Source organism: Kaistella treverensis (assembly GCF_900114045.1).
Classification (GTDB): domain Bacteria; phylum Bacteroidota; class Bacteroidia; order Flavobacteriales; family Weeksellaceae; genus Kaistella; species Kaistella treverensis.
This window is the reverse complement of record NZ_FORQ01000002.1, coordinates 337661-363162: the sequence shown is the minus strand read 5'-3', so window position 1 is coordinate 363162 and position 25502 is coordinate 337661. Positions and strand designations below refer to the sequence as shown.

Genomic DNA, 25502 nt, shown 5'->3' with positions numbered 1-25502 from the left:
AAAATGTTAAAAATCAAATCGACATAAAATGGAAAATCACGAGTATTCAGTAGGCTTAGACATCGGTACCACAAAGATTGTGGCCATTGTCGGCCGACGAAACGCCCACGGAAAAATCGAAGTCCTCGGCGTTGGAACCGCAAAAAGTTTGGGTGTGCACAAAGGTATTGTGAATAATATTTCGCAAACCATACAGTCTATCAAGTCTGCAGTAGCACAAGCCCAGTCCAGCGCCGAAGTTCCCATCCACAAAGTTACGGTAGGTATTGCGGGCAAACACATCAGATCGCTGCAGCACTCCGACTACATCATGCGCGAAAATCCGGACCAATACATCACGGATGACGACATCGAGAGACTGAAAGATCAGGTAAAACAGTTGGTCATGTTACCTGGTGAAGAAATTATTCACGTGCTTCCGCAGGAATATAAAGTGGATTCACAGGGTGAAATTCAGGAACCTATCGGCATGCACGGAACCCGTCTGGAAGCCAACTTCCACGTAGTTGTAGGCCAAATGGGCAGCATCCGAAACATTGCAAGATGTGTTCGCGAAGCAGGTTTAGTTATGGAAGCTTTAACGCTGGAACCTTTAGCCTCGTCTGAAGCGGTTTTAACCAAAGAAGAAAAAGAAGCTGGTGTTGCGATAGTTGATATCGGTGGTGGTACTACAGATATCGCGATTTTTAAGGACAATATTATTCGCCATACTTGCGTAATTCCTTACGGTGGCGGCATTATTACCGAAGATATCAAAGAAGGTTGTTCAATCATTGAAAAACATGCTGAAAAGCTCAAAGTAAATTTCGGCTCTGCAGTTCCCGAACTTGAAAAAGACAGCACTTTTGTAACCATTCCAGGTTTGCACGGCAGACCGGACAAAGAAATTTCTTTAAAAACTTTGGCGCAAATCGTAAACGCACGCGTTGAAGAAATCCTGGAAATGGTGAACACTGAACTTAAAGCTTACGGCGCTTTCGAGCAGAAGAAAAAATTGATCGCCGGAATCGTATTGACTGGAGGTGGTTCCAATCTTCGTCATCTTCGGCAATTGGCAAATTACACCACAGGTTTTGACAGCAGAATCGGTTTTGCAAATGAATATGTGGTGAATGACAAAAGCCAACTTTTAAAAGGTCCGGAATTCGCAACTTCTATCGGTTTGCTGATGGAAAGCCTTAAAATCCGCGATAAAAAAGGTGCACCACAACCTGTTGAAGAAAAAGATGCCGAAACAGCACCGAAAAACGAAACACCGGTTGGAGCGGAAAAAACTGAGCAGCAGGAAGAGATGACGCGTGAAGAACACATCGCGCAAAGCGCCGAAAAAAGACGCAACAAACTGACCATCGGCCAGAAAATTATGGAAAGTGTAAAGAAATTCTTTGAAGAAGTTGAATAATAAAAAAACCAATACTATGGAAAACATAAGCACGACAGGATTTTCATTTGATTTACCAAAAGGAAGTTCTTCAATCATTAAAGTAATAGGCGTCGGTGGCGGCGGTAATAACGCGCTGAAACACATGTACGAGCGCGGCATTCACGGTGTAGATTTCGTGATTTGCAATACCGATTCACAGACATTAGATAATAACCCGGTTGCCAACAAAGTTCAGTTGGGAATCACCATCACCGAAGGTTTGGGCGCGGGCGCCGATCCTGAAGTTGGCGAAAAAGCAGCAATTGAAAGCATTGAAGACATCAAAGCTGCAATGGGACAGAATACCAAAATGGTTTTCATTACCGCTGGAATGGGCGGTGGAACCGGAACCGGAGCTGCTCCTGTTATCGCGAAAGTTGCTAAAGATATGGGAATCCTGACTGTTGGAATTGTCACCGTACCTTTCAGTTTTGAAGGCAAAAGAAGATTAGAGCAGGCGGAACTTGGTTTGGATAAACTGAGAAATAATGTGGATTCCCTGATTGTCATTAATAATGATAAATTACGTCAGCAGTTCGGAAATTTAGGCTTTAAATCCGGTTTTTCTAAAGCCGATGAGGTTCTGACAAATGCTGCAAAAGGCATGGCTGAAGTTATTACCGGCTATTTCGATGTAAATATTGACTTCCGTGATGCGAAATCTGTTTTGGCAAATTCCGGTACGGCATTAATGTCCAACGGTGTTGCATCCGGCGAAAATAAGGCCGAAGAAGCGGTAAAAAAAGCGCTTGATTCTCCGTTATTGAATGACAACAAAATCACCGGCGCTAAAAACGTCTTGCTTCTTATCCGAAGTGGTTCTGAAGAAGTTACCATGGACGAAATCGGAGTTATCATGGATCATATCCAGGACGAAGCCGGAAACACTGCCGATATCATTTTCGGGGTTGGTACCGATGAAGAATTGGGCGATTCTGTAAGCGTTTTGGTGATTGCAACCGGTTTTGCAAAAGATCATAAAAAACACTCCGGCGTGACCGAAAAAGTGAAGTTAACACTTTCTGACTCGAGAGATTCTTCGAGCAAAAAGGAGTCTTTTTTTCAGCCTGATGAAGAAACCGATTTGAAAAAAGATCACCTTTCAGCAGGTAATTTATTTATTCTGGACGACGAAGATGATTATCCGCGCACTGATTTTAAAGTGAATACGGTGGAAAAAAAAATGATTATTGAAAGAGAAACTCCAACTGAAATCAACCGTTTTCCAATTCCGAAGGACGATTCTGAAACGCCTCAGAATAACGTAAAAAACGAATTCGATTTGTTCACCATCAGCGAGGAGCAAATTGATGAACCAGTTTCACGTGCTTTTACTTTTGAAACTGAAGAAAAAAAAGCAGAAATGCCAGCTTCACAAATTCCAACCAAACCGGTGGAAGAATTCAGTTTTGTAATCAATGAACCGGTTCAGGAACCTGTTTACGAAAAACCGGAACCAAAAGCTGTTGTTAAAGAAGAACCTGCGAAACCGACGGTAATTCCTGCAGAACCGCAAATTGAGGAAAATAATGTCTTCGAGTCTGAAAGCGATTTCACCTTCATCACAAAAACTCCAACCAACGAAAAAGTTCAGGAAAGACGTAATAAATTAAAAGAATTCAATTCCCGTTACCAGAATATGGAAGTTGAAAATGAGTTCGAAACTGTACCGGCATTCCGAAGAAAAAATATTTCAATCGGCCAGGAAAATGCTTCTGAGCAGAAAATCAACAATTTTTTAGCTGACAGCAACGGAAAAATGCAAGTTCGCGAAAACCGTTTTTTAAATAAAGACGTAGATTAATAAGTAAAATCATGAGTTTAGAAAACACTATCAGCGAAGCGATAAAAGACGCGATGCGCGCTAAAGACAAAGTTGCTTTGGATGCTCTTCGCGCGGTAAAATCTCAAATTCTTCTTTTAAAAACCGAAGCTAAAGGTGCTGAAGTTTCGGAAGAGCAGGAAACCGCAATTTTACAGCGAATGATCAAGCAGCGCAAAGATTCTTTCGACCAGTTTACGGCACAGGGCAGAAACGACCTGGCAGAAGTTGAAGAAGCGCAGTCTAAAGTCATCGAGAAATTTTTACCTCAGCAGTTGTCTGCTGAAGAATTAGAAAGTGCGATGAAAGAAATCATCGCGCAAACCGGCGCCACAAGCGCCAAAGATTTAGGAAAAGTAATGGGCCTGGCGAGTAAATCGCTTGCCGGAAAAAGCGACGGGAAAAGCATTTCCGAAATGGCTAAAAAATTACTTTCCTAAAAGTAGTACGGATATTCAACCTTTGCATATCGATTTGATTGAGACCCGGCGCATTTTATGCGTCGGGTTTTTTACCTGTATTTAAGCCCATTTTTTTTATTTTGCCAAAACCGGCCAGAAACTCCGCCAAAAAGTCGCAATAGATTATTGGTATTGTTTTGATGGATTATAAATAGCGGGTGATTGATTAAAAAGAATTAATTTTGTACTCAATATTTTAACTTATAAATAATATAGATATGTATCCAGATGATTTAGTAATGCCAATGAAGCATGAGCTAACCGATAAAGGTTTCCAGGACTTAACTTCAGCTGAAGAAGTAAATGAAGCCATCAAAAAAGAAGGAACAACTTTGTTGATGATCAATTCCGTTTGTGGTTGTGCGGCAGGTGCTGCGAGACCAGGAGCTGTTTTTTCTTTGACAGGCGACAAAAAACCAGATAATTTAATCACCGTATTTGCAGGTGTAGATAAAGAAGCAGTTGACGCTGCACGAAAACATTTGGCACCTTTTCCACCAAGTTCACCATGTATCGCGCTTTTCAAAGATGGTGAGTTGGTGCACATGCTGGAAAGACACCACATTGAAGGTAATCCTGCTGGCGCAATTGCTGCTAACCTGCAGGGCGCTTACGCTGAATATTGTTAAACTAAAACTTTAGTTAAAACCTGAAATTCCGTGCTTTTTGCACGGAATTTTTTTGTAAAAAATTGATGGAGCTCCTTTAGACAAAATATATTATATTTGTCTTTATGGCAACAAAAGCACTTTTCAATACGGTCGTCAATTGGTTTATCCGTCAGCGTATAGACCAGATCCAGAATTTTATGGATCACCCGGTTGAAACTCAAAAAGGCGTGCTTTTTTCCCAGCTTTACCATGCTGAAAATACCGATTACGGTAAAATTCACGGCTTCAGCTCCATTTCCAGCTACGAAGATTTTCGCCGCAATATTCCAATCGTTACGTATGAAGATTTCGAGCCGTATATCGAACGTGCGCGCCAAGGCCAGCGCGATGTTTTTTGGCCGGGTTTGGTAAAGAATTTTGCTAAATCTTCCGGAACTACAAATGCTAAAAGTAAATTCATTCCAATCACCGACGAAAGTCTGGAGCTTTGCCACATGAAAGCCGGTAAAGATTTAATTTCCATTTACGCGAATAATCATCCCGACAACCAACTCTTTACCAACAAAAATTTACGTCTCGGCGGCAGCGCAGATTTTTATGAAGATTTCAATACCAAGTTTGGCGATCTTTCCGCGATTTTAATTGATAATTTGCCGTTTTGGGTAGAAATAACCACAACACCGAGCAAAAAAGTTTCGTTGATGTCCGAATGGGAAAGTAAGTTGAAAGCCATCATTTCCGAAGTTAAAAATGAAGATGTCGGCAGTTTAACCGGCGTTCCAAGCTGGATGTTGGTCTTGTTACAGCGAACTTTAGCCGAAACCGGACACAAAACGATTTCGGATTTATGGCCGAATCTGGAGGTTTTTTTCCACGGCGGCATCAGTTTCAAACCATATCGTGACCAGTACCGTCAGGTGATTGGCAAAGAAATTAATTACTACGAAATCTATAACGCATCCGAAGGATTTTTTGCCATTCAGGATCAGCACGGCAGCGATGAAATGTTGCTGATGCTGGATTACGGGATTTTCTATGAATTTATTCCAATGGAAAATTTCGATGAAAAAAATCTCCACGCAATTCCGCTGGAAGAAGTGGAAGTTGGCAAAAACTACGCGATGGTTATCACCACCAACAGCGGATTATGGCGCTATTTAATTGGCGACACCGTACGTTTTACCTCGCTTGAGCCTTTCAGAATTAAAGTTTCCGGTCGTACAAAACATTATATCAATGCTTTTGGCGAAGAGTTGATGATTGATAACGTGGAAACGGCGCTGACAAAAGCTTGCGAAGCAACAGATGCATCAATTCTCGACTTCACCGGCGCGCCGGTTTTTATGCAAAATGGCGAAAGCGGAGCGCACGAATGGGTTTTGGAATTTCAGCGGAAACCGGAAAATATCGAGCATTTTGGTGAAATTTTCGACAATCATCTGAAGTCCGTGAACTCCGATTACGAGGCGAAAAGATACAATGATATGACGTTGAAAAAACCGATTATTCATGTCGCAAAACCTCAGCTTTTTTACAATTGGATGTCGCAGCGCGGAAAATTGGGTGGACAGAATAAAGTTCCGCGTCTCAGCAACGACCGCGAATATATCGAGCCGCTCATTCAGATGAACGAAGCGTAATTACTCTGCTTTTTCGGTTTTTACTTCCGGCACAGAAGCTTTTGGCTCTTCAGATTTTGATTTTTTGGCTGCTTCAGCGGCATTTTTTTCCGTTTTAGCTTTTTCCAGCTTCTGTTTTTCTTCTTTAGCTTTTTTCAATAGCTGCTCTTCTTCGGCTTTAATTTTAACCTGCTGTAAAGAATCCTGAAATTTCACGGTAGACATCCGTATCTGCCGTGCTATATCCACCGAGGTTGCACCGGCAGAAAAAGAATCAATAGCTACTGTGTCGTAGGGTGGTATTGTGGTATTTTCGGCGCTGATTATAGTTTTTTCAGCAGTTTCTTTATTGCAGGAAAAAATTACGAGCAAAATGAGCAAAAATTTCGTTTTTGGCATTTTAATGTACTTTGAAGGTTGCAATTACGGGAAAATGATCGGAAACTTTTACGCTTCTGTCCACGCGATAGGTAATCGGTTGAATTTCTTTTGAAGAGAAAAAATAGTCGATTCTAATGGGGAATTTATAATCATGAAAACTCGTCGCGCTTCCACGCCCCACTTTTACAAAGGCATCCTCCAACACGGAATTCACCTGATAATATTCGTAGGAATTTGGTACCGCATTGAAATCGCCAGCTAACAAAACCGGATAGGGCGAATCCAAAACCGCCTGACGCACTTCTGCAACTTCCTGCTGATGCGCTTTAAATGTCGGCACAAGGCGTTTCAGAATATAACTCATCTTAGTTTTGTTCGTTTCCAAGTCTTCACTCGGTTTTACCTTTTTTTTATCAAAAGCGAAGGGCGTCAGATATAAATTGATGCAGCGGATGATCTTACCATTCACTTCGATATCAGCATAAAAAGAATTTCCGTTTCCTGAAGTCGCAATTTTATCGGTATTAATGATTTTAAATTTTGAATTTATAGCCACAATTTGGTAATCCACCACTTTGTTCGCATAAGTAGGAACATTCAATTCAGTACCAAATTCTTGAGCAAAAATAATGTCCGCATTCTGGTTTTTCAGATATTCATAAACTTTCTCCCGACCGAAATTGCCGCCTTTTATATTTAAAGAAACTACTTTCAGATTTGCTTTTTCATCACTTTTAGTCTGCCAGTTTAGCCATCGACCGGTTGGTTTTATTAAAAGTAACGAAAGCACAATGAAAAGAATTGCTCTTTTTTTACCTCGAATCATCCACCATAAACACAGTAAAACATTTAAAATCATTAAAACCGGAAAAGCCAGCGAAAGTAGGTTTAAATAAGCAAATTTTTGCGGCGGAACCACAGCATTGAGTGAAGTTGCCAACAACAAAATCAAAACACCAGCATGAAACAGCGTAGAAAAAAAACGGATTATTTTCACAGAAATTTTTGCTTAATTGACTCTGAAATGATCATTTTTCCATTTTTGCGCTAAAACATATCCGACAATCGCGCCGCCAATATGCGCAAAATGCGCAATTCCACCCATCGAGCCACTGAAGCCTAAATACAGTGAAATCAGGATAATCCCGGGTAATAAATATTTGGCTTTGATGCCGAACGGAATAAACATGAAGTAAAGTTTAGAATCAGGAAACATAGTAGAAAATGCCGCTACAACGCCGAAAATTGCACCGGAAGCACCCATCATCGGAATGGAATAAATTTCCATCGGATCTGCACCCTGTGTTATTTCAAAATAATTCCAGCCACAGTTCAACAGATAAGCGCCGATGCCGCTCGCAAAATAAAGAATAATGTATTTTCTGTCGCCCAAAACCTGCTCTAAAACTGGTCCGAAACTCATCAGCGTCAGCATATTGAAAAGAATGTGCGTAAGTCCAACGCCCTGTCCCATAGGCGCGTGCATAAACATATGCGTGATGATTTGCCATACTTTAAAATAAGGTGATTCAAAATAAAACACCGAAAACATTTCATAAAGTTTAGGAAAAGCAATGAAATTCGAGGCAAGATAAAATATAACATTCAGAATGATAATATTTTTGGTGATCGGCGTTAGTCGTGGGAACATAATTTAAAATTTGTTTTTTAGTTCTTCCAGCGGAAGAATGATGTAGCAGCGCTTCCCGGACGGTAAAAATTCCGGGAAACCCAGCGCGGTAAAATCTTTGATGACGTGCTCGGCATCAGTCTTGTACAGAAAATCGAAGCGCGACTTGCTGTGAATTTTGTTCCATTGACTGTTGTAAAACTCCATAAACTCATCTTCAGTGCGGTAATCCAGAATTTCGAAAAGATTTTCTAGGAATTTCATCACCTGAGTTTCTTTCAAACCTTCGGGCACAGCATCAATTCGCAACACATTGTCGTTCGCCAATATCATCTCAAAACCAAGTTCCGGCAGAAATTTTTTAATCGACCGAAATTTATTTTTTTCGGTTTCATTCATGTGATATTCCAATGAAAACAGCAGCGTATGTTTCTCGGAATTGCGCTTCTTTTTGGCATTTTTTTCAGAAACAACCAGGCGGTGCATTCTACCTAAATCCAGCATCAGGGTTTTACCGTTTTTATTGAAAAGCCAGTAACCGTTGGGCAAACGCATCAGGTCTTCATCAAAGTCATCATCTTCAAAAAGATTAATTTTTGACGGCTCTGCGGGCATATTTTGCTGATATAGCTCGGTCATCGCCACCCGTTCACCTTCAGTTTCGCGCTCTTCCAGAAAAGGATTATAGCTGCGGTCCACCACAATTTCGGGTGTTTTGTAAGCGGTGTTTCCACCGGTTGACTGCGCCAGAAAAGCTTCTACACCTTCACCACGGTCAAAATCCAGACTTGGTGAAATATTATAAATTCCTAACGACCGCTTAATTGTAGAACGTACTAAAGCGAAAATCAGATTTTCATCTTCGAATTTCACTTCCGTTTTTTGCGGATGAATGTTAACATCCACTTTCTCCGGATCGAGTTCTAAAAAAAGGAAAAAAGTAGGAATATAACCGGGTAAAAGTAAACCTTCAAAGGCTTCCTGAACGGCTTTATTAAAATAAGCGCTGCGGAAAAAGCGGCCATTAACAAAGAAAAATTGCTCGCCGCGCGTTTTTTTTGCGCCTTCGGGTTTTGCCACAAAACCGTTAAGCTGCACCCAGCCTAAATCTTCTTTAATGGGAATTAAAAGCGGTTGTAATTTCCGACCGAAAACATCTACAATCCTTTGTAAAAGACTTGCTTTGCGAAGCCGGAAAATAATATCATCGTTATGGTAAAGTTCGAAATCCAGATTATCGTGCGCCAACGCAATGCGCTGAAATTCATCGATAATATGACGGAACTCAATATTATTATTTTTAAGGAATTTCCGGCGCGCCGGAACATTGTAAAAAAGATTTTTGACCGAAAAACTGGAGCCCGCCACAGTTTGAATCGGTTCCTGAAACTGAAAACCTCCGCCCTCAATGTAAATGTTGGTGCCGCTTATCGCGTCGTGCGTTTTGGTGCGAAGTTCCACCTGCGCAACCGCCGCTATTGAAGCTAAAGCTTCGCCGCGAAAACCTTTTGTAGAAATGCGAAAAATATCTTCTGTGGTGCTTATTTTCGATGTTGCGTGGCGCTCGAAAGCCAGGCGTGCATCGGTTTCGCTCATTCCGCTGCCGTTATCTACCACCTGAATGAGGTTTTTACCGGAATCGCGAACAATCAGTTCAATTTTTGTCGCTCCGGCATCGATGGAGTTTTCGATGAGTTCTTTTACAATCGACGCAGGCCGCTGCACCACTTCGCCTGCGGCAATTTGGTTGGCAACATGATCGGGTAAAAGTTTTATAATATCAGACATTAAAATTTAATCAAATAAAGGTTTTTCTGCATTATCGGTATTTCAGCGCGTCGATTTTTCGGGAAATTTTGTTTAAAACTTTTTCCGAAAGCGTGCGCTCATCCGAAAGGTGCCGTAGTTCGAAATTCTGCTTTTTACGAACCAAAAGAAAATGATAATCTTCAATTTCCCAGATGCTGTATTTTTCAAAAAAAACCAGTTCTAAGCCGGAATTTTCTAAAATTGTAAGCAAAGGTGCCAAATGGATTTCCTGGTCGATCACCTGCAAAGTTTCCGGCTGGTTTTTGCGTGTAAATGCAATATATTCCGGGTTCGGAATATTAAGCGCAATTAAGGTTTTTTCCGTGCTAAAACGGCAAATTTTCGAAAATAATTCCTGATGTTTTTCCAGCGGAATATGCTCGATAACATCCATTAAAGTGATAAAATCGAAGTCAGAAAATTTTGGCGTGTAAGCCGTAACATCAGCAACTTCGAAATGTACATTTTTTTTAGCCTCACATTTTTTTCGGGCTATTTCTATGCTTTTTTTGCTAAAATCTACCGCTTCAACTTTTCCGGACGTTACCTTTTCCGCCAGAAGTTTGGTAAAATTTCCCACACCACAGCCGAGTTCCAGTACATTTGAGCGCGAATTTAAACCAAGTTCAAGAAGTCTTTTGTAAAGAGAAATCAATCTTTCATTGGCGCCGGTTTTCACCTGCGTTGCAGAAAACACATCATAATAACCGGCAATTTCCTCTTTGTGCATAAAGGCAAAATTAGTGAATTTATTTCTTGACTTGAATAAAAAAACTTTCCGCTTGCGGGCGGAAAGTTTCAAAACTATTCAGAGGTTTTTATTTTTTTAAGGTTTTGTAACCCATTTCATAAAGCGCAAAACTTAGGATATCAGCATTTTCACCGATGACCTGTTCGGTACTTCTACCTGCTCCGTGACCGGCATTGGTCTCGATACGAACCAAAATCGGGTTGTTGCACGACTGTTTTTCCTGAAGTTCGGCACCAAATTTAAAAGAGTGCGCTGGGACCACGCGGTCATCATGATCACTGGTGATAATCATAGTGGACGGGTAACATACGCCTTCTTTCACCTGATGAATCGGGGAATAAGAGCGTAAATATTCAAACATTTCTTTGCTGTCTTCGGCGGTACCGTAATCGTAGCTCCAGCCTGCGCCTGCCGTAAATTTGTTGTAACGCAACATATCCAGAACGCCAACTCCCGGGAAGGCAACTTTAGCCAAATCCGGACGCATTGTCATGGTAGCACCGACTAAAAGTCCGCCGTTTGAACGGCCCGAAAGCGCCATATAATCTTTGGAAGTGTAACCTTTGCTTTGAAGATATTCACCAGCGGCGATGAAGTCATCAAAAACATTTTTCTTCTGCATCTTTGTTCCGGCATCGTGCCATTTTTTACCGTATTCACCACCACCGCGGATATTAGGAACAGCGTAGATTCCGCCATTTTCCATCCAGATGGCGTTTACCACAGAAAAACCTGGCTGCAGGCTGATATTAAAACCTCCGTAAGAATATAAAATGGTTGGATTTTTTCCGTTCATTTTAAGGCCTTTTTTGTAGTTTATCATCATCGGAATGCGCGTGCCGTCTTTTGAAGTGTAATAAACCTGCTCGGAAACGTAATCTTCAGGATTGAATTTCACCTTCGGTTTTTGGTAAACTTCGGATTTTCCGGTTTCCACATTGAATTTGTACGTTGTTCCAGGAGTAATATAATTGCTGAAAGTGTAGTACAAATCTTTGTCGTTTTCTTTTCCGCTGAAGCCGCCCGCAGTACCAATTCCCGGAAGTTCGATCTTGCGAATCAGCTTTCCGTCGTAATCATACTGTTTTACAGACGTTACCGCGTCTTGCATATATTTTGCGAAAATATAGCCGCCGCCAGTGGAAACGCTCAACACATTTTCGGTTTGCGGGATTACATCTACCCAAACATTTGCCGTCTTGATGTTAAATTTAACCAAGCGCATATTGGGGGCGTCTTTATCAGTTAAAGCGTAGATGAAATCGCCTTTAGAATCTATGATATCTGTATTAAAATCGTAACCGTTCTGAACCGGAATTAGATCGCTTTTATTTTTTAAATCTTTAATATAAACTTCGTTGCCGTTGGTAGCTTCCGAAGCGCTTAAAATCTGAAAACGTTCGTCGTCGGTAACGCCCATTCCCATATAGCGTCTTTTAAACTGGTCGCCACCGATCACAAGCTGATCAGCGCTTTGTTTTGTTCCCAACTTATGGAAATAAACTTTATGTGTATCGGTTTTTGCGGAAAGTTCGCTGCCCGTTGGTTTATCGTAGCTTGAATAGAAAAAACCTTCGTCACCTAACCACGAAGCTCCGGAAAACTTCACATCGTTGATGGTTTCATCGATTTTATTTTTGGTAACAGCATCCAGAATGATAATTTTATTCCAGTCACTTCCGCCCTCGGAAATCGAATAAGCAACTAAATTTCCTTTCTTATTAAAGGAAACTCCGGCTAAAGAAGTCGTGCCTTTTTCGGGAAATTTATTTGGATCCAGGAAAACTTCAGTCTTACCGGCTTTATCTGTTCGGTACAAAACAGACTGCGCCTGCAAACCATCATTTTTATAAAAATAAGTATAGTCGCCCTCTTTAAATGGAGCGCCGATTTTTTCGTAGTTCCAAATATCTTTCAGCTGCGCACGAATTTCTTCGCGGAAAGGAATTTTTGCTAAATAATCGTTGGTAAAAGCCACTTCTCGCTGCACCCAATCTTTGGTATCAGCGGCACGATCATCTTCGAGCCAGCGGTACGGATCGGCAACTGTGGTTCCGAAATAAGTATCCGTGTGGTCTATTTTTTTCGTTTCAGGATAGTTGATGGTGCTGATCATTTTTTGTGGTGTACATGCTGCGGCCAAAAAACCGGCGGCGCCCAAAGCAAAAGTTTTAATATTCATAGTTCAGGATTTGTTCAAAAATACCATTTTTTACCGAATTATTCCGCGCTCAACAGCAAGATTTCTGCGAAATTTTTTACTCATTCACAAATGATAAAACAAAATTTTTGATTATTTAACAATTTTTTAATCCGGCATCCACCACAAAAGGAACATAATTTGCTTCTGACATCGTCGAGAAAAATAAACTTATGAAAACACAGGTAGGCATATTATTGGCGGGAGGTGCCGGTATCTTGATCGGAATCGGCATTTTTGGGCTCAAGCAGTTTTTGAAGAAAAAAAGCCAGGAATATGATGATTATTACGCAGACTTTCACCGTCATTTCGTGAAAATACCTAAAGAAGAAAACAACGACGGCGTTGAGTTTCTCGCCGTATTGTAAGCATACTTATTTAAAAAATTCGGTCCTTTTAAGGCGGAATTTTTTTGTTTTGTGTTGATGAAATTATAATTAAAAATTTGCCCTTAAAACGTCAAATTTTTTCGTTTTATAAACTTTCAGCTGAATAATTGCACCGCGCAAACCATTACTTCAAGATTTTGGTTATTTTTAACAAAATTTTCTACAAAATGGTTTTAAGCAGAATCTGGAGCGCCTTTATCATCGTCGCGATTATTGTCGCCAGCATCAAATATATTTTTTCAGATCATTACAAAGCCATTTACAACGATATGGTGGTCGGCAAAAGCGGTGATACGGTGAAGATTGCGGCCAAAAATATTGGTGAACTCTCACCTGAAATTCAAAAAAACCTTGCTTTAGCACCCAATTTTAATCAAAACCGAATTCATTACAAAAGCGATTCAGCAACTTCGAAAGTAGCAGTTTACCGTGTTCAGGAAACCGATGGTGTCATCGGAACTTCGGAAACCGCGGTGAAAATCTGCCTTGGCTTAATCGGAATTATGACGCTTTTTATGGGTTTTATGAGCATTGCTGAGAAAGCTGGCGGAATCAATTTGCTTTCACGCATAATTCAGCCGTTTTTTTCAAAATTATTCCCCGAAATCCCGAAAAATCACCCGTCCTTCGGACATATGTTGCTTAATTTTTCCGCGAATTTGCTTGGTTTGGATAATGCCGCAACACCTTTTGGTTTAAAGGCAATGGAAAGTCTGCAGACATTAAATCCGGATAAAGAACGTGCGAGTAATTCCCAAATCATGTTTTTGTGTTTGCACGCCGGCGGTTTGACTTTAATTCCGGTTTCCATTATCGCAATCCGTGCTTCGATGGGTTCTACAACGCCAACCGATATTTTTCTGCCCTGCATGATTGCAACTTTTGCAGCCACTTTAGCTGCGATGATTTTCGTTTCGCTTTATCAGAAAATAAATTTGTTGCAACCCGCAGTAATCGCTTATGTTGGCGGAATTTCGGCCATTGTTGCGCTGCTCGTGGTGTATCTGGTAAATTTAACCAAAGAAGGGCTCGATAATTTCAGCATGTTGCTGAGCAACGGCATTATTTTGCTTATTTTCTTTGCAATTGTTCTAGGCGCGGTTTATAAAAAAATTAATGTTTTCGATGCTTTTATTGACGGTGCTAAAGAAGGTTTCTGGACGTGTGTGAAAATCATTCCGTATTTAGTGGGAATGCTCATCGCGATTTCCTTGCTTAGAACTTCCGGAGTTTTCGATGTTTTAATCGATGGAATGAAATGGGTAGCACAGGTTGTCGGTTTCGATACCCGATTTGTTGACGGTTTACCAACGGCGCTCATTAAGCCGCTTTCGGGTTCCGGCGCACGCGGCATGATGGTGGACACTATGCAGACTTTCGGTGCGGACAGTTTCCAGGGACGATTAGCAGCGGTTTTACAGGGAAGTTCGGACACCACTTTCTATGTAATCGCGGTTTATTTTGGCGCGGTCGGCATTAAAAACACCAGATACACGGTAACTGCGATGCTGATGGCGGATTTGGTGGGAATCATTACTTCGGTAATTTTGGCTTACCTTTTCTTTGCTTAAACTTTAATTAAATTTTTTTAAAATGATCCACGATAAAGATTACATCATCCGCATTGTAAAGCAGTTTTCCGAATTCCTTTCGAAGCTGCTTTTAGAAAAAAATGAAGGCGAATTGCCGGAACAGGAAAGGATTTTCGATACCAACATGAACGATACTTTCAAAATGGATTTCGAAACTTTGTCGGCAAAAAGCACCGACGAAATAATTGAGCTCATCGAAGCGAAAGACAGCAGTCACCACATTCCGTATTACGAATTACTCGGTCATTTATTTTACTTTAAAAACAAGGAAAATACAAACGGAAATTTCGCTGCAAAAGCGCAGAAATTTTACGAGCTCTATCTGCAAAAAAGTGGAGTATTTTCCCTACCAATTGTAAGCAGAATTAATGAATTAAAGAAATCTGTGTAACAATTTTGCAAAAAAACCGTCTTATTACAGAAAATAATCCATGAGAAAATCTTTGCTGTTTTCCTTGACTTTGATGTCTGCTTTTCTGTTTTCTCAAAAGAAATGGACGCTTCAGGAATGCGTGAATTACGCCGTAGAAAATAATCTGCAGGTCATCCAGAACGAGTACAACAAGAAACTTCAGGATTATAATCTGTCGATTGCAAAACGGCAATATCTTCCGTCGGTTTCCGGAAACATCAATAATTCTGCAACTTTCGGGCAGGGCCGCGATACTTTTGGCCGCACAGGCAGCAATGATAATTTCAGCAACAGCGCAAATATTGGCGCTGATATGTTGCTTTTCAACCACGGCAGACTCGAAAAAAATATCCGCAAAAACGAATATGATGTTCAGGCAAGCGGATTTGATGTGGAACAGGTAAAAAATGACATTTCACTGCAAATTGCGCAGCAATATTTAGCCATTTTGCTGAACCGCGAAGTTGTAACTATTGCGAAAAGTGCTTTGGAAAATGCGGAAAGACTTTACGAGCGTGCAAAAATCACGACGCAGGTCGGCACCACGGCACAAACGGTTTTAGCTGAAGCTGAAGCCGCGCTGGCACGCGAAAAACTGAACGTAAAAACTGCGGAAATAAATACCGACCGAAGTTTGTTTTCTTTAGCAATGCTTCTGCAGCTTCCGGATTATAAAAACTTCGATGTGCAAAATGTTGCCATTGAAGATGATATTCAGGCGCCTTTATTTACAGCAGACCAAATCATTAATAAAGCTTTTGAAAACCAACCGCAGATAAAAGCTGCTGAAAGCCGGATAAAATCGGCCGAAGCCCAAACAGAAATTACCGAAACCGCCTTCTGGCCGACAATTTCAGCAAACGCCGGATTGGGAAGTTCATACTTTTATTTGCTGAACGCCGGAAAAGATCTTACCGGAAACACCATTCAGCAAAGTGGATTTTTTAAACAATACAAAGACAATTTCGGGCAGCAGGTTGGCATTTCCGCAAACATCCCGATTTTCAATAAAGGAATTACGCGACTTAACGTAGAGCAGTCTAAAGTAAACGAAGATATCGCAAAGAATTCTTTACTCTTACAAAAGCAGGACGTTTTACAAAACGTTCAGAAAGCACAGTTCGATGCGGAAAGCAACTATGAATCTTTCATTGCGTCACGCGAAGCTGAAAAAAGTGCCAAATTAGCCCTGGATTTTGCGGAGAAAAGCTACAACGCCGGCCGCGCCACGGTTTATGACCTAAACAACGCGCGTAATAATTATGCGAATGCGCAAGGCAGCGTGGCACAGGCAAAATACAATTACATTTTCAGCTTGAAACTTCTAAATTTCTACGCAGGAATTCCTTTAACTTTGTAGTTTTAAAAAACTTCAATTGTTGTTATGTCCATCGTGCTGTTACAGAAATATTTGCCGGATAATAGCCTAATTTTTCTAAAAAAATGGTTCGGTGAATATACAATTCACATCAAAGTAACGCGCGGGAGAAATTCGAAGCTTGGCGATTACCGGAAAATGCCGGATAAAACGCATCAAATCACCATCAATTCCACATTACAGCCGTATCTTTTTTTCTTTGTGCTGACGCATGAACTCGCACATCTTATCGCTTTTGACCAAAGCAAAAAGCGCATTTCAGCACACGGAGCTGAATGGAAGCAGACTTTCCGACTGATGTTACTCGAAAGCATCGAGATTTATCCCGAAGATTTAAAACCGATTATCCGGAGATTTTCAAAAGCGCCGAAAGCCAATTTTATGTCAAGCCCCGATCTTGTGCGCTATTTCCACATTGAAAATTATGACGACGAAACCTCTTATATCGAAGACCTTAACGAAAACGACCGTTTTACCTACCGAAAGGAGACTTATATCATTGAGGAGAAGCGGAAAAAAAACTATCTTTGCCTGAACACGGACAACGGAAAAAAGTATATTTTCAAGCCGTTGGCCCGCGTTGAAAAACTAAGTTAAATATGTCAGAATCAAATAATTACTGCGTCATCATGGCGGGAGGCGTAGGAAGCAGATTTTGGCCGATGAGCACCCAGAAATACCCAAAACAGTTTCAGGATATTTTGGGAACCGGCCACACCATGATCCAGCAAACCTACAACCGAATCAGCAAAATTGTACTTCCGGAAAACATCTATGTCATCACCAGCAAAGAATATATTGCACTTACCGAGCAGCAGCTGCCGCACTTAGACCCGGAAAATATCGTAGGCGAACCCATGATGAAAAATACGGCGGCGTGTAATATGTACATGGCGAAAAAAATCGCAGATAAAAACCCGAACGCAAATATCATCGTACTTCCCGCGGATCATTTGATTTTAAATGAAACCGTTTTTCTACAGAAAATTGAGCTTGCTTTAAACCTCGCGGCGACCAAGAATTTTCTGATTACTTTGGGCATTAAACCGACAAGACCCGAAACCGGTTACGGCTATATTCAGTTCGTGGAAAGTAAAAACAAAGAATATTTCAAGGTTAAAACATTTACCGAAAAACCTGATTTAGAATTCGCCAGAACTTTTCTGGAAAGCGGTGATTTCCTCTGGAATGCAGGGATTTTTATCTGGAATGTCCAAAGCATTTTGTCGGCGTTTGAAGAATACCTCAGCGAAATGTCTCAGCATTTCCAGAGTTGCGATTACAACACGAAAGAAGAAGAAGGCTGCATCGATGCTATTTATCCGAAAGTTGCAAAAATTTCAATTGACAACGGCATTCTGGAAAAAGCGAAAAATGTCTATGTAATTCCCGCCGATATTGGCTGGAGCGACCTTGGAACCTGGACTTCAGTTTACGAAAATGCGGTGAAAGACGCGGGAAAAAACGCCTCGAAATCGCGTCATCTTTTAACCTACAACGCGAAGGGAAACATTATCAACCTGAAAAATAAAAATAAGGCGGTTATCATCGACGGTTTGAAAGACTACATTATCGTGGACACTGACAAAGCCTTGCTGATTTGTCCGCGCGCCAATGACCAGCTGATCAAAGAATATGTTCAGGACTTAAAAACGTTAAAAAAAGGCGACAGCTTTTTGTAAAAAAATGCCTTAGGAGCAAGCAAAATTTCGCATCCTTTGAAAGTCGGTTCCCGCTGTCCGCTCTATCTACGCGCCACTTTCGTGGCGCGCAGGATGCCGCTTCCATCGGGGCTAGAATATAGTTTCGTCATCTTTCCGAAACGAAAAATTTGCCGCTTTTAGCGGCAAATTTTTTTATACCAGATAATAATTTTCTTGAAATTCAGTAACACGAAAAAATTAACGCTTTTAACGGCATATTTTTCTAAATCAGATTAATGATTTGCTGGATATTCAGTTCGTGCAGGCAAGCATAATCGCCGCGGTAACATTCTTTATCACCAAAAACCGAACACGGCCGGCAGGTTAAATCTTTCACATGTACGACATCATTTACACTTTGTCCGTATCCTAAAAATCCGGCGTAAAAATGCGTGGAACCCCAAACCGAAATACAGCGCGTACCAACCAAACTTGCCAAATGCATATTTGCAGAATCCATCGAAATCATGGCTTCTAAGCCCGAAATTTTTTCCAATTCCTGCTTCAAGGTTAATTTTCCAGCTAAATTTTCAGTATTTGGGATTTTTTGCTGCCAGGAATTTAAGATTTCAACTTCCTGAGCGCCGCCGCCAAAAAAGAAAATTTGGTGCTTTTTGGCCAGAATTTTTACCAGTTCAAAAGTTTTTTCCAACGGCATCATTTTGCCTTTATGCTGCGCAAATGGCGCGACACCAATTCCGGATTTTACAGATTTCGGGTAAAGCTGATTTAAAAGTTCAAGCTTAAACTTCATTTCGCGAAAAACGTCGGCATATCTTTCCACGGTGGGTTTTAGCGGTTGTTTTTCGATATTCCAAATATCGGTGAGTTCTTCTTTTTCCGCTTTACCTTTGTTTATTTTGTAAACTTTAAAACCTTTTTGCAGAAAAAAAAGATTGAGCGTTTTCGTTCGGATAACGTCATGCAAATCGGCGATAAAATTTGGTTTAAATTCTTCCAAAAGCAATTTTCCCAGTTTCTGCAAACCGAAAAAACCTTTAAAATCTTCGAGATTTATCCCTTTAAATTGCAGATTCGGAATATCATCGAAAAGTGCGCTGAAATTTTGGCGGGAAACCATAACGATTTCAACTTCAGGATTTTGAGCCAGAAATTCGCGCAAAACCGGAACGGTCATCGCAACGTCGCCGAACGCCGAAAAACGGTATGCTAAAATTCGCGTCACGATTTCAGCTGATAGGCAACGGCGTAAAACTTAATTTGTTTGGTCATCGCCATCAGACCATTGGCACGCGACGGCGATAGAAATTCCTGCAAACCGATTTCCTCGATAAACGAAAAATCTGAATCCAAAATTTCCTGTGTGGTGTGTCCGCTGTAAATGGAAACCAGAAGTGACACGATTCCCTTCGGTAGAATTCCGTCGGAATCGGCGTTAAAAAATAGTTTTCCATCTTCGAAACGCCCTTCAATCCACACTTTTGACTGGCAACCTTTAATCAGATTCTCATCGGTTTTCTTGTCTTCGGGCATGCCTTTCAGCTCTTTTCCAAGGTCAATAATATATTCATACTTCTGTTCCCAATCTTCCAAAAAGGCAAAAGCTTCCACAGTTTCCTGCTGTTTTTCTTTAATCGTCATCGCAAAGTTGAATTTGTGCAAAGATAAGCATTCCTAAAAATTTTCTTCGGTTACTTTCCGAAAGAGATTCAGCAATTTAGGTTCTTCTTTTTCCCAGCATAGTTCTGCTGCGGCTTTTTCGAGATTGTCGGAATAGAAATTTTTGCCGTTATTCAGCACAATTTTTATCTTTTCCGCAAGTTCAGAATGGTTTTCAATTGTAGTTCCGACCTGAAATTCATTAGTAATTTTTTTCATTTCTGGAAAATCTGAGACAACGACGGGAATTCTTGCCTGGATATAATCTGAAATTTTGTTTGGTAAAGAAAAATAATAGCTGAGGCCGTTATTTTCTTCGATGCTTAATCCGACATCAGCCTGTTGGGTAATTTCCCGAAGCTTTTCGGGAAAAATTTGCCCAAGAAACTCGATTTTTTTTTGAAGTCCCAGTTTTTCAGTCAGCTGTTCATATTCGGTTTTCATCGGACCATCGCCAGCAATCCATAATTTAGCATTTGGAATTTCCGCCATCGCAGCAATCATTTTATCTAAACCGCGTGATGGATTAATGACACCCTGGTAAATAATGATTTTTGGGTTGTATAGCCCGGAATTTTTTTGGCTTTTTAAATAAAGAGGAAAGTTCTGCACGACGACCGGACGCGAAATTTTATATTTTTCACCAAACCAATCCGCATAACTTTCACTTGCTGTAATCATATAACGGATTTTCGGCAAAAGTTGCTTTTCCAAAGTCCGCCATATTTTCTGCGGAAATCTTCCGGCTAAGGACGGCATTTCTGTGAAAATTTCGTGACTGTCAAAAACCAGGGGAATCCCGAGTTTTTTTGAAACTAAATAATTCGGTAAAATGGTATCCAAATCATTTGAAAGTAAAATGCAGTTTCGGCCTGCACTTTTCAGCAAATGCCTGTACAATTTCCACTGAAATTCGAGGTACGCATAACGGAGAATTTTGGAGCGAAGATTTAATCTTTTTACGGAATAATTTCGCTTCACCGGCGGCAAACCGCGCCAGTTATTTCCGATGAGTTCAATTTCATAACCGTTTTCAGATAAGGTTCTGCAAACCTTTTCTACCCTTTGGTCCGTATATAGATTATTGAAAACCGAAACAATGATTCGCACGGCATTAATTTACGCCTTTTTAACCAAATGATAAACCTGAACGCCACATAAAATAGCATTTGGAATGATGATGGGCCAAAGGTAATCGCTGAAAATACCATAAATCACAAAACAGATACAGCCAACAAGGTTTACGATTCTGATCTTTCTGATGTCTTTCAGCACGAAACTCAGGACGATGAAGAAAGATGCGGCGTAACCGATGATATTGGTAATTTCTGGGTTCATGCTTATTTTTTGGGAGACAAACCTAAACATTTTCAGCGAATTAAGAAAATATTAACTGCCATATCGTCAGAAATAGTTTTTGGTAAAGTATTTGTAACTTTGGTTTGACGCTTACTGAAGTAAGTAATATTAAATAAAAAAGACGAGAAACATTATATGGATCATCAATTTTCAGCTGGGTTAGACCAAGTCTTTAAGCTCAGTAAAAACGAAGCCAGACGCTTGCACAGCGAGTTTCTGAATACAGAACATTTCCTTCTCGGGATTATTTCCACCGAAAATTCAGCGAAGGAAATTATGCAAACTTTGGGAGCCGATTTAACCCAAATCAAAAGAAAAATCGAAACCATGTCGGTGGCGAGCTTAAACCCGTTTTCTGTGGAAAGCGACAAGATATCTTTCACCAAAATGGCTGACCAAGCCGTAAAACGTTCCGAACTGGAATGCAGACAATACCAGAGCGCCGAAATAAATACCGTTCATTTATTGCTTGGAATCCTTTATAAAGCGGAAGATCCTACAACCAGCATTTTAAGTTCTTACGATATTGACTATGAAATGATTTCGCGGGAATACCAGAAATTACTGAAAAATTCCGGTCAGGACCCGAAAATGAGTGCTTACGATGACGATGAAGAGCGTGAAGAGTTCGGACAAATGCGAAAACCCACGGGAAACATCGGAACAGGCAAAAGCAAAACACCAACGCTTGATAATTTCGGACGTGATTTAACCACTTTAGCGCGGGAAGGAAAACTCGATCCTGTTATCGGAAGAGAAAAAGAAATCGAACGCGTGTCGCAGATTCTTTCGCGAAGAAAGAAAAACAATCCGTTGCTTATCGGTGAGCCAGGTGTTGGTAAATCTGCCATTGCCGAAGGTTTAGCTTTAAGAATTCAGCAGAAAAAAGTATCGCGTGTGCTTTATGGCAAACGTGTGATTACGCTGGATTTAGCGAGTTTGGTTGCAGGGACAAAATACCGTGGCCAGTTCGAAGAGCGCATGAAAGCAATTATGACCGAGCTTGAAAAAAACCGCGACGTCATTTTATTTATTGATGAGTTGCATACCATCGTTGGCGCCGGAAGTTCTACCGGAAGCCTGGACGCGTCGAATATGTTTAAACCTGCATTAGCGCGAGGTGAAATCCAATGTATTGGTGCAACAACTTTAGATGAATATCGCCAATATATCGAAAAAGACGGCGCGCTCGAAAGACGTTTTCAAAAAGTAATGGTAGAACCTACAACTGTAGATGAAACCATTCAGATTTTGAATCAGATTAAAGATAAATACGAAGATCATCACAACGTGACTTATACGGACGAAGCGATAAAAGCGTGTGTGAACTTGACTTCACGTTATATTACCGACCGTTTTTTACCCGACAAAGCTATTGATGCGATGGACGAAGCCGGTTCCCGTGTTTACATTAAAAACATGAAAGTTCCGACCCAAATAATCGAATTTGAGTCCAATATCGAAACGATAAAAGAACAGAAACAACAGGCGGTAAAAAAACAGGATTACCTGGAAGCACGAAAGCTGAAAGATGAAGAAGAACGCTTGCAGATTGAGCTGAATCTAGCGCAGGAAGCCTGGGATAAAGATGTGAAAGAGAAAAAAGAAACCGTAACCGAAGAAAATGTTGCGGAAGTAGTTTCTATGATGAGCGGAATTCCAGTGACGAAAGTCGGTAAGAACGAGCTCGACAAACTTTCTCAAATGGACGACATGCTGAACGGCAAAGTGATCGGCCAAACCGATGCGGTGAAAAAAGTGGTGAAAGCCATCCAGAGAAACCGCGCCGGATTGAAAGATCCAAACAGGCCAATCGGAACTTTTATTTTCCTCGGGACAACAGGTGTAGGTAAAACCGAACTTGCCAAAGTAATGGCTCGCGAACTTTTCGATTCTGATGAAGCTTTGATTCGTATCGACATGAGTGAATACATGGAGAAATTTGCGGTATCACGTCTAGTTGGCGCGCCTCCGGGATATGTTGGTTACGAAGAAGGTGGTCAGCTTACCGAAGCGGTTCGCAGAAAACCTTACGCCGTGGTACTTTTAGATGAGATCGAAAAAGCGCACCCGGATGTTTTCAACATATTGCTGCAGATTTTGGATGAAGGTTTTGTTACCGATTCTTTAGGCAGAAAAATCGATTTTAGAAATACGATTATCATTTTGACTTCAAATATCGGTACACGTGACCTGAAAGATTTCGGTGATGGTGTAGGTTTCGGAACTACTGCGAAGAAATCCAATACCGATGCAAGAGCCAGAAGTACGATTGAAAACGCTTTGAAAAAAGCCTTTGCTCCGGAGTTTTTAAACAGAATTGATGATATCGTAATTTTCAACAATTTAGAAAAAGAAGATATTTCGAAAATTATCGATCTGGAATTGAACAAACTCTACAAACGTCTTGAAAAACTGAATTATAAAGTTGAACTAGCCGATGACGCGAAAGATTTTATCGCAGAAAAAGGTTGGGACAAAGATTTTGGAGCAAGACCCTTGAAACGTGCAATCCAGAAATATATCGAAGATCTGTTGGCAGAAATGCTTGTAAACAAACAGTTAGCCGAAGGCGGAACTGTAGTTTTAAAAGTAAACGAAGCCAAAGATGCCTTAGAAGGCGAGCCGGTAAAAAAGAAAACTTCGGCAAAATAAGCCGGAATAAATTATAAAAAATCCGTCACTGAGATTTCAGTGGCGGATTTTTATTTATAAAATCTAATGTGTTATTTAATTTCCACACAACCTACTCTACCACCAGCATTTCCCGTTGGCTGAGTTTTAAAATCATCTTTATCAGCATGGATTACGATGGCTTTCCCGATGATATTTTCATTAGGGTCTGCACAACCTAAACACCATTTATCAGTGCTGAAAGTCAGTCTTGCAGTTCCGTCTTTATCAGCAACTAAATTTCCGATGTCACCCATGTGGTGTTCGTCATTGCCCCATCTGCCGTGCATATCAGAAGTTGGATTCCAGTGGCCGCCTGCTGAACTCGCGTCGGTTGCTGAACAATCGCCTGTTTCATGAATATGTACCGCGTGAATGCCCGGTGTAAGTTTGTAAACATTCAAATCCATTTGAACTTTAGAACCTACCTGCTTAAATTTTGCTGTTCCCTGCGTATCGGTTCCGCTTTTGGAATTTACAACGTAAGATTTAGTTGTAGTACACGAAACCGCGACAACGGCGCCGAAAAATAACGTAGAAAGTGTTGTGATTTTCATAATATTTATATTTTAATGTTAGAATTTCATAAAGATACGGTATTTCAAAACCATTTCAATTGAACAGCAAAACCGGCGATTCTGCGAAAAATTTTCAGCAAAAGGTATTCCGTTGACAAATTCTCTAATTTTAAATTTTTCAAAACCAATTTTTTAGCTGCTTTAAGGGCAAATTTTTTGAAATTTAATTTTGGTATCGAAGATAATTTTGCTTTTGAAAATGCTGAAATTTTTCCCGGTTAAAAGGCCATTTTTTTTCGGAATTTTATTTCAATTAAAGTCCGAAAACAACGCCGACATTCGGGATAAAACCGCTGCCAAAAACCGAATCATTTTTGTCATACAGCACATTATACATTCCGCCAATCTGCATATACGCACGTTCACCAATTTTCTGCATGTAACCGCCGCCAAGATAAAGCGCAGCTTCGTCACCCGAATATTTCAGATTGTCGATTTTATTTTTTTGGTTGAAGAAATATTCCTGAAACATTCCGCTCAAGAAAAAATTCCGCGCAAAATAATAATTCAGAAATGGCCCGACACCAAAAGTTGTCGCTGAATAATATTTCGAATTCGACCAGGTAAAATTGGTGGCTAAACCGGTTTCCAGATTTTCGGTAAGTTTATAACCAACGCGTGGCGAAAGATAAACTGAAGTGCCGCCACCACTTCCGAAACTTCCGCCCAAACCGGCGTAACCACCGATGGTCCATTTTGAATATTTATCAAGCGCTGTGGACGTGCTGATCTGCGCATTTGACAAAATCAGAAAAAAGCTGAAAATAAGGCCGAAAAAATTTTTCATGATGAAGGTGTTTATCTTTCAAAAATACCAAAATTTATGTAATTGCCATTTTCTATAATTTGAAAAAATGGGGAGTTATAGCAGGTAAAAAATCTGGTTAATAGGCAAAAACCGGCTTCTAGCCCCGATCGCAGCGGCATCCTTTCTCCCGGGAACTTCCGGGAGAAAGATACAGCGAAGAGCGGGAACCCATCTTGGAACGGAGCGAGATCCTGGTTGCTCCTAAAAATAGCTTTAATTATCGTAAATTTGCAATCTGAAAAAATGCGGTCAAATAATCGGTAATTTTTTCTTAATTTTTTGA

At 40.6% G+C, this 25502-nt stretch carries 24 protein-coding genes; 12 read left to right on the top strand and 12 right to left on the bottom strand.

The genetic code is table 11. The features are described from left to right. The first annotated feature begins 28 nt into the window (after window positions 1-28). The 5 genes from ftsA (at window position 29) to BMZ55_RS07065 (ending at window position 5957) form a co-directional block, all read left to right on the top strand. Complete coding sequence (gene ftsA / locus BMZ55_RS07085) at window positions 29-1402, top strand: cell division protein FtsA (RefSeq protein ID WP_089819737.1); 1374 nt, start codon at window positions 29-31, stop codon at window positions 1400-1402. A gap of 16 nt (window positions 1403-1418) precedes the next feature. Then, entirely contained in the window at window positions 1419-3227 is a 1809-nt protein-coding gene (ftsZ, locus tag BMZ55_RS07080) for a cell division protein FtsZ (RefSeq protein WP_089819924.1), read from the top strand. 11 nt (window positions 3228-3238) lie between these two features. Then, window positions 3239-3685 (top strand): GatB/YqeY domain-containing protein, encoded by a 447-nt coding sequence (locus BMZ55_RS07075; RefSeq protein ID WP_089819736.1) that lies wholly within the window; start codon window positions 3239-3241, stop codon window positions 3683-3685. A 239-nt stretch (window positions 3686-3924) separates the two neighbouring features. Beyond that, window positions 3925-4335: a BrxA/BrxB family bacilliredoxin gene (locus BMZ55_RS07070; protein ID WP_039342474.1), complete on the top strand. Its 411-nt coding sequence runs from the start codon at window positions 3925-3927 to the stop codon at window positions 4333-4335. 104 nt (window positions 4336-4439) lie between these two features. Next, the gene (locus BMZ55_RS07065) at window positions 4440-5957 is read left to right on the top strand and encodes a GH3 auxin-responsive promoter family protein (protein WP_089819735.1); all 1518 of its coding nucleotides are present in this window, start codon (window positions 4440-4442) and stop codon (window positions 5955-5957) included. Here BMZ55_RS07065 and BMZ55_RS07060 read toward each other — a convergent pair whose 3' ends face one another. The 6 genes from BMZ55_RS07060 to BMZ55_RS07035 are packed head-to-tail and all read right to left on the bottom strand — an operon-like array spanning window position 5958 to window position 12689. Next, entirely contained in the window at window positions 5958-6335 is a 378-nt protein-coding gene (locus tag BMZ55_RS07060) for a hypothetical protein (RefSeq protein WP_089819734.1), read from the bottom strand. 1 nt (window position 6336) lies between these two features. Next, window positions 6337-7314 carry an endonuclease/exonuclease/phosphatase family protein gene (locus tag BMZ55_RS07055; protein ID WP_089819733.1) on the bottom strand — a complete coding sequence of 326 codons (978 nt, stop codon included), beginning with the start codon at window positions 7312-7314 and terminating at the stop codon, window positions 6337-6339. Between the two features lie 12 nt (window positions 7315-7326). Then, a complete protein-coding gene (locus BMZ55_RS07050) occupies window positions 7327-7968 on the bottom strand; it encodes a rhomboid family intramembrane serine protease (protein WP_089819732.1) in 642 nt (213 codons plus the stop codon). Window positions 7969-7971: 3 nt separating this feature from the next. Beyond that, window positions 7972-9735 carry a DNA mismatch repair endonuclease MutL gene (gene mutL, locus BMZ55_RS07045; RefSeq protein ID WP_089819731.1) on the bottom strand — a complete coding sequence of 588 codons (1764 nt, stop codon included), beginning with the start codon at window positions 9733-9735 and terminating at the stop codon, window positions 7972-7974. 31 nt (window positions 9736-9766) lie between these two features. Further along, complete coding sequence (locus BMZ55_RS07040) at window positions 9767-10558, bottom strand: class I SAM-dependent methyltransferase (RefSeq protein WP_262493337.1); 792 nt, start codon at window positions 10556-10558, stop codon at window positions 9767-9769. 16 nt (window positions 10559-10574) lie between these two features. Beyond that, window positions 10575-12689 (bottom strand): prolyl oligopeptidase family serine peptidase, encoded by a 2115-nt coding sequence (locus BMZ55_RS07035; protein WP_089819729.1) that lies wholly within the window; start codon window positions 12687-12689, stop codon window positions 10575-10577. Window positions 12690-12880: 191 nt separating this feature from the next. On the opposite strand from BMZ55_RS07035, the gene BMZ55_RS07030 reads away from it, so the two are divergent. From BMZ55_RS07030 to BMZ55_RS07005, 6 genes are all read left to right on the top strand, one after another. Further along, window positions 12881-13075, top strand: a complete 195-nt coding sequence (locus BMZ55_RS07030; RefSeq protein ID WP_089819728.1) for a hypothetical protein — start codon at window positions 12881-12883, stop codon at window positions 13073-13075. 188 nt (window positions 13076-13263) lie between these two features. Then, the gene (locus BMZ55_RS07025) at window positions 13264-14667 is read left to right on the top strand and encodes a nucleoside recognition domain-containing protein (RefSeq protein WP_089819923.1); all 1404 of its coding nucleotides are present in this window, start codon (window positions 13264-13266) and stop codon (window positions 14665-14667) included. Between the two features lie 22 nt (window positions 14668-14689). Next, on the top strand, window positions 14690-15079 hold the full coding sequence (locus tag BMZ55_RS07020) for a hypothetical protein (RefSeq protein WP_089819727.1): 390 nt from the start codon (window positions 14690-14692) through the stop codon (window positions 15077-15079). A gap of 40 nt (window positions 15080-15119) precedes the next feature. Continuing rightward, complete coding sequence (locus BMZ55_RS07015) at window positions 15120-16460, top strand: TolC family protein (protein ID WP_089819726.1); 1341 nt, start codon at window positions 15120-15122, stop codon at window positions 16458-16460. A 24-nt stretch (window positions 16461-16484) separates the two neighbouring features. Beyond that, window positions 16485-17075 (top strand): ImmA/IrrE family metallo-endopeptidase, encoded by a 591-nt coding sequence (locus BMZ55_RS07010; protein ID WP_089819725.1) that lies wholly within the window; start codon window positions 16485-16487, stop codon window positions 17073-17075. Window positions 17076-17077: 2 nt separating this feature from the next. Next, entirely contained in the window at window positions 17078-18160 is a 1083-nt protein-coding gene (locus BMZ55_RS07005; protein WP_089819724.1) for a mannose-1-phosphate guanylyltransferase, read from the top strand. Between the two features lie 244 nt (window positions 18161-18404). Here the strand turns inward: BMZ55_RS07005 and BMZ55_RS07000 are convergent, their stop codons facing one another. From BMZ55_RS07000 to BMZ55_RS06985, 4 genes are read right to left on the bottom strand one after another with little or no spacing between them, the layout of a single operon-like run. Continuing rightward, entirely contained in the window at window positions 18405-19367 is a 963-nt protein-coding gene (locus BMZ55_RS07000; RefSeq protein ID WP_233701916.1) for a glycosyltransferase family 9 protein, read from the bottom strand. Continuing rightward, window positions 19364-19783, bottom strand: a complete 420-nt coding sequence (locus BMZ55_RS06995) for a SufE family protein (protein ID WP_089819723.1) — start codon at window positions 19781-19783, stop codon at window positions 19364-19366. Before BMZ55_RS06995 ends, BMZ55_RS07000 begins: the two co-directional genes overlap by 4 nt. A gap of 33 nt (window positions 19784-19816) precedes the next feature. Further along, window positions 19817-20911, bottom strand: a complete 1095-nt coding sequence (locus tag BMZ55_RS06990) for a glycosyltransferase (RefSeq protein ID WP_177179792.1) — start codon at window positions 20909-20911, stop codon at window positions 19817-19819. A 9-nt stretch (window positions 20912-20920) separates the two neighbouring features. Beyond that, on the bottom strand, window positions 20921-21139 hold the full coding sequence (locus BMZ55_RS06985; protein ID WP_039342429.1) for a hypothetical protein: 219 nt from the start codon (window positions 21137-21139) through the stop codon (window positions 20921-20923). A gap of 156 nt (window positions 21140-21295) precedes the next feature. On the opposite strand from BMZ55_RS06985, the gene BMZ55_RS06980 reads away from it, so the two are divergent. After that, the gene (locus BMZ55_RS06980) at window positions 21296-23815 is read left to right on the top strand and encodes an ATP-dependent Clp protease ATP-binding subunit (RefSeq protein WP_089819721.1); all 2520 of its coding nucleotides are present in this window, start codon (window positions 21296-21298) and stop codon (window positions 23813-23815) included. Between the two features lie 71 nt (window positions 23816-23886). Here the strand turns inward: BMZ55_RS06980 and BMZ55_RS06975 are convergent, their stop codons facing one another. Both BMZ55_RS06975 and BMZ55_RS06970 read right to left on the bottom strand, forming a co-directional pair. Beyond that, on the bottom strand, window positions 23887-24390 hold the full coding sequence (locus tag BMZ55_RS06975; RefSeq protein WP_089819720.1) for a superoxide dismutase family protein: 504 nt from the start codon (window positions 24388-24390) through the stop codon (window positions 23887-23889). 274 nt (window positions 24391-24664) lie between these two features. Then, on the bottom strand, window positions 24665-25198 hold the full coding sequence (locus BMZ55_RS06970) for a hypothetical protein (protein ID WP_089819719.1): 534 nt from the start codon (window positions 25196-25198) through the stop codon (window positions 24665-24667). Window positions 25199-25502 lie beyond the last annotated feature (304 nt).

Coding starts and splice junctions, on each gene's coding strand:
- ftsA (WP_089819737.1), top strand. CDS start 29: ATGGAAAATCACGAGTATTCAGTAGGCTTAGACATCGGTACCACAAAG.
- ftsZ (WP_089819924.1), top strand. CDS start 1,419: ATGGAAAACATAAGCACGACAGGATTTTCATTTGATTTACCAAAAGGA.
- BMZ55_RS07075 (WP_089819736.1), top strand. CDS start 3,239: ATGAGTTTAGAAAACACTATCAGCGAAGCGATAAAAGACGCGATGCGC.
- BMZ55_RS07070 (WP_039342474.1), top strand. CDS start 3,925: ATGTATCCAGATGATTTAGTAATGCCAATGAAGCATGAGCTAACCGAT.
- BMZ55_RS07065 (WP_089819735.1), top strand. CDS start 4,440: ATGGCAACAAAAGCACTTTTCAATACGGTCGTCAATTGGTTTATCCGT.
- BMZ55_RS07060 (WP_089819734.1), bottom strand. CDS start 6,335: ATGCCAAAAACGAAATTTTTGCTCATTTTGCTCGTAATTTTTTCCTGC.
- BMZ55_RS07050 (WP_089819732.1), bottom strand. CDS start 7,968: ATGTTCCCACGACTAACGCCGATCACCAAAAATATTATCATTCTGAAT.
- mutL (WP_089819731.1), bottom strand. CDS start 9,735: ATGTCTGATATTATAAAACTTTTACCCGATCATGTTGCCAACCAAATT.
- BMZ55_RS07035 (WP_089819729.1), bottom strand. CDS start 12,689: ATGAATATTAAAACTTTTGCTTTGGGCGCCGCCGGTTTTTTGGCCGCA.
- BMZ55_RS07030 (WP_089819728.1), top strand. CDS start 12,881: ATGAAAACACAGGTAGGCATATTATTGGCGGGAGGTGCCGGTATCTTG.
- BMZ55_RS07025 (WP_089819923.1), top strand. CDS start 13,264: ATGGTTTTAAGCAGAATCTGGAGCGCCTTTATCATCGTCGCGATTATT.
- BMZ55_RS07020 (WP_089819727.1), top strand. CDS start 14,690: ATGATCCACGATAAAGATTACATCATCCGCATTGTAAAGCAGTTTTCC.
- BMZ55_RS07015 (WP_089819726.1), top strand. CDS start 15,120: ATGAGAAAATCTTTGCTGTTTTCCTTGACTTTGATGTCTGCTTTTCTG.
- BMZ55_RS07010 (WP_089819725.1), top strand. CDS start 16,485: ATGTCCATCGTGCTGTTACAGAAATATTTGCCGGATAATAGCCTAATT.
- BMZ55_RS07005 (WP_089819724.1), top strand. CDS start 17,078: ATGTCAGAATCAAATAATTACTGCGTCATCATGGCGGGAGGCGTAGGA.
- BMZ55_RS06995 (WP_089819723.1), bottom strand. CDS start 19,783: ATGACGATTAAAGAAAAACAGCAGGAAACTGTGGAAGCTTTTGCCTTT.
- BMZ55_RS06985 (WP_039342429.1), bottom strand. CDS start 21,139: ATGAACCCAGAAATTACCAATATCATCGGTTACGCCGCATCTTTCTTC.
- BMZ55_RS06980 (WP_089819721.1), top strand. CDS start 21,296: ATGGATCATCAATTTTCAGCTGGGTTAGACCAAGTCTTTAAGCTCAGT.
- BMZ55_RS06975 (WP_089819720.1), bottom strand. CDS start 24,390: ATGAAAATCACAACACTTTCTACGTTATTTTTCGGCGCCGTTGTCGCG.
- BMZ55_RS06970 (WP_089819719.1), bottom strand. CDS start 25,198: ATGAAAAATTTTTTCGGCCTTATTTTCAGCTTTTTTCTGATTTTGTCA.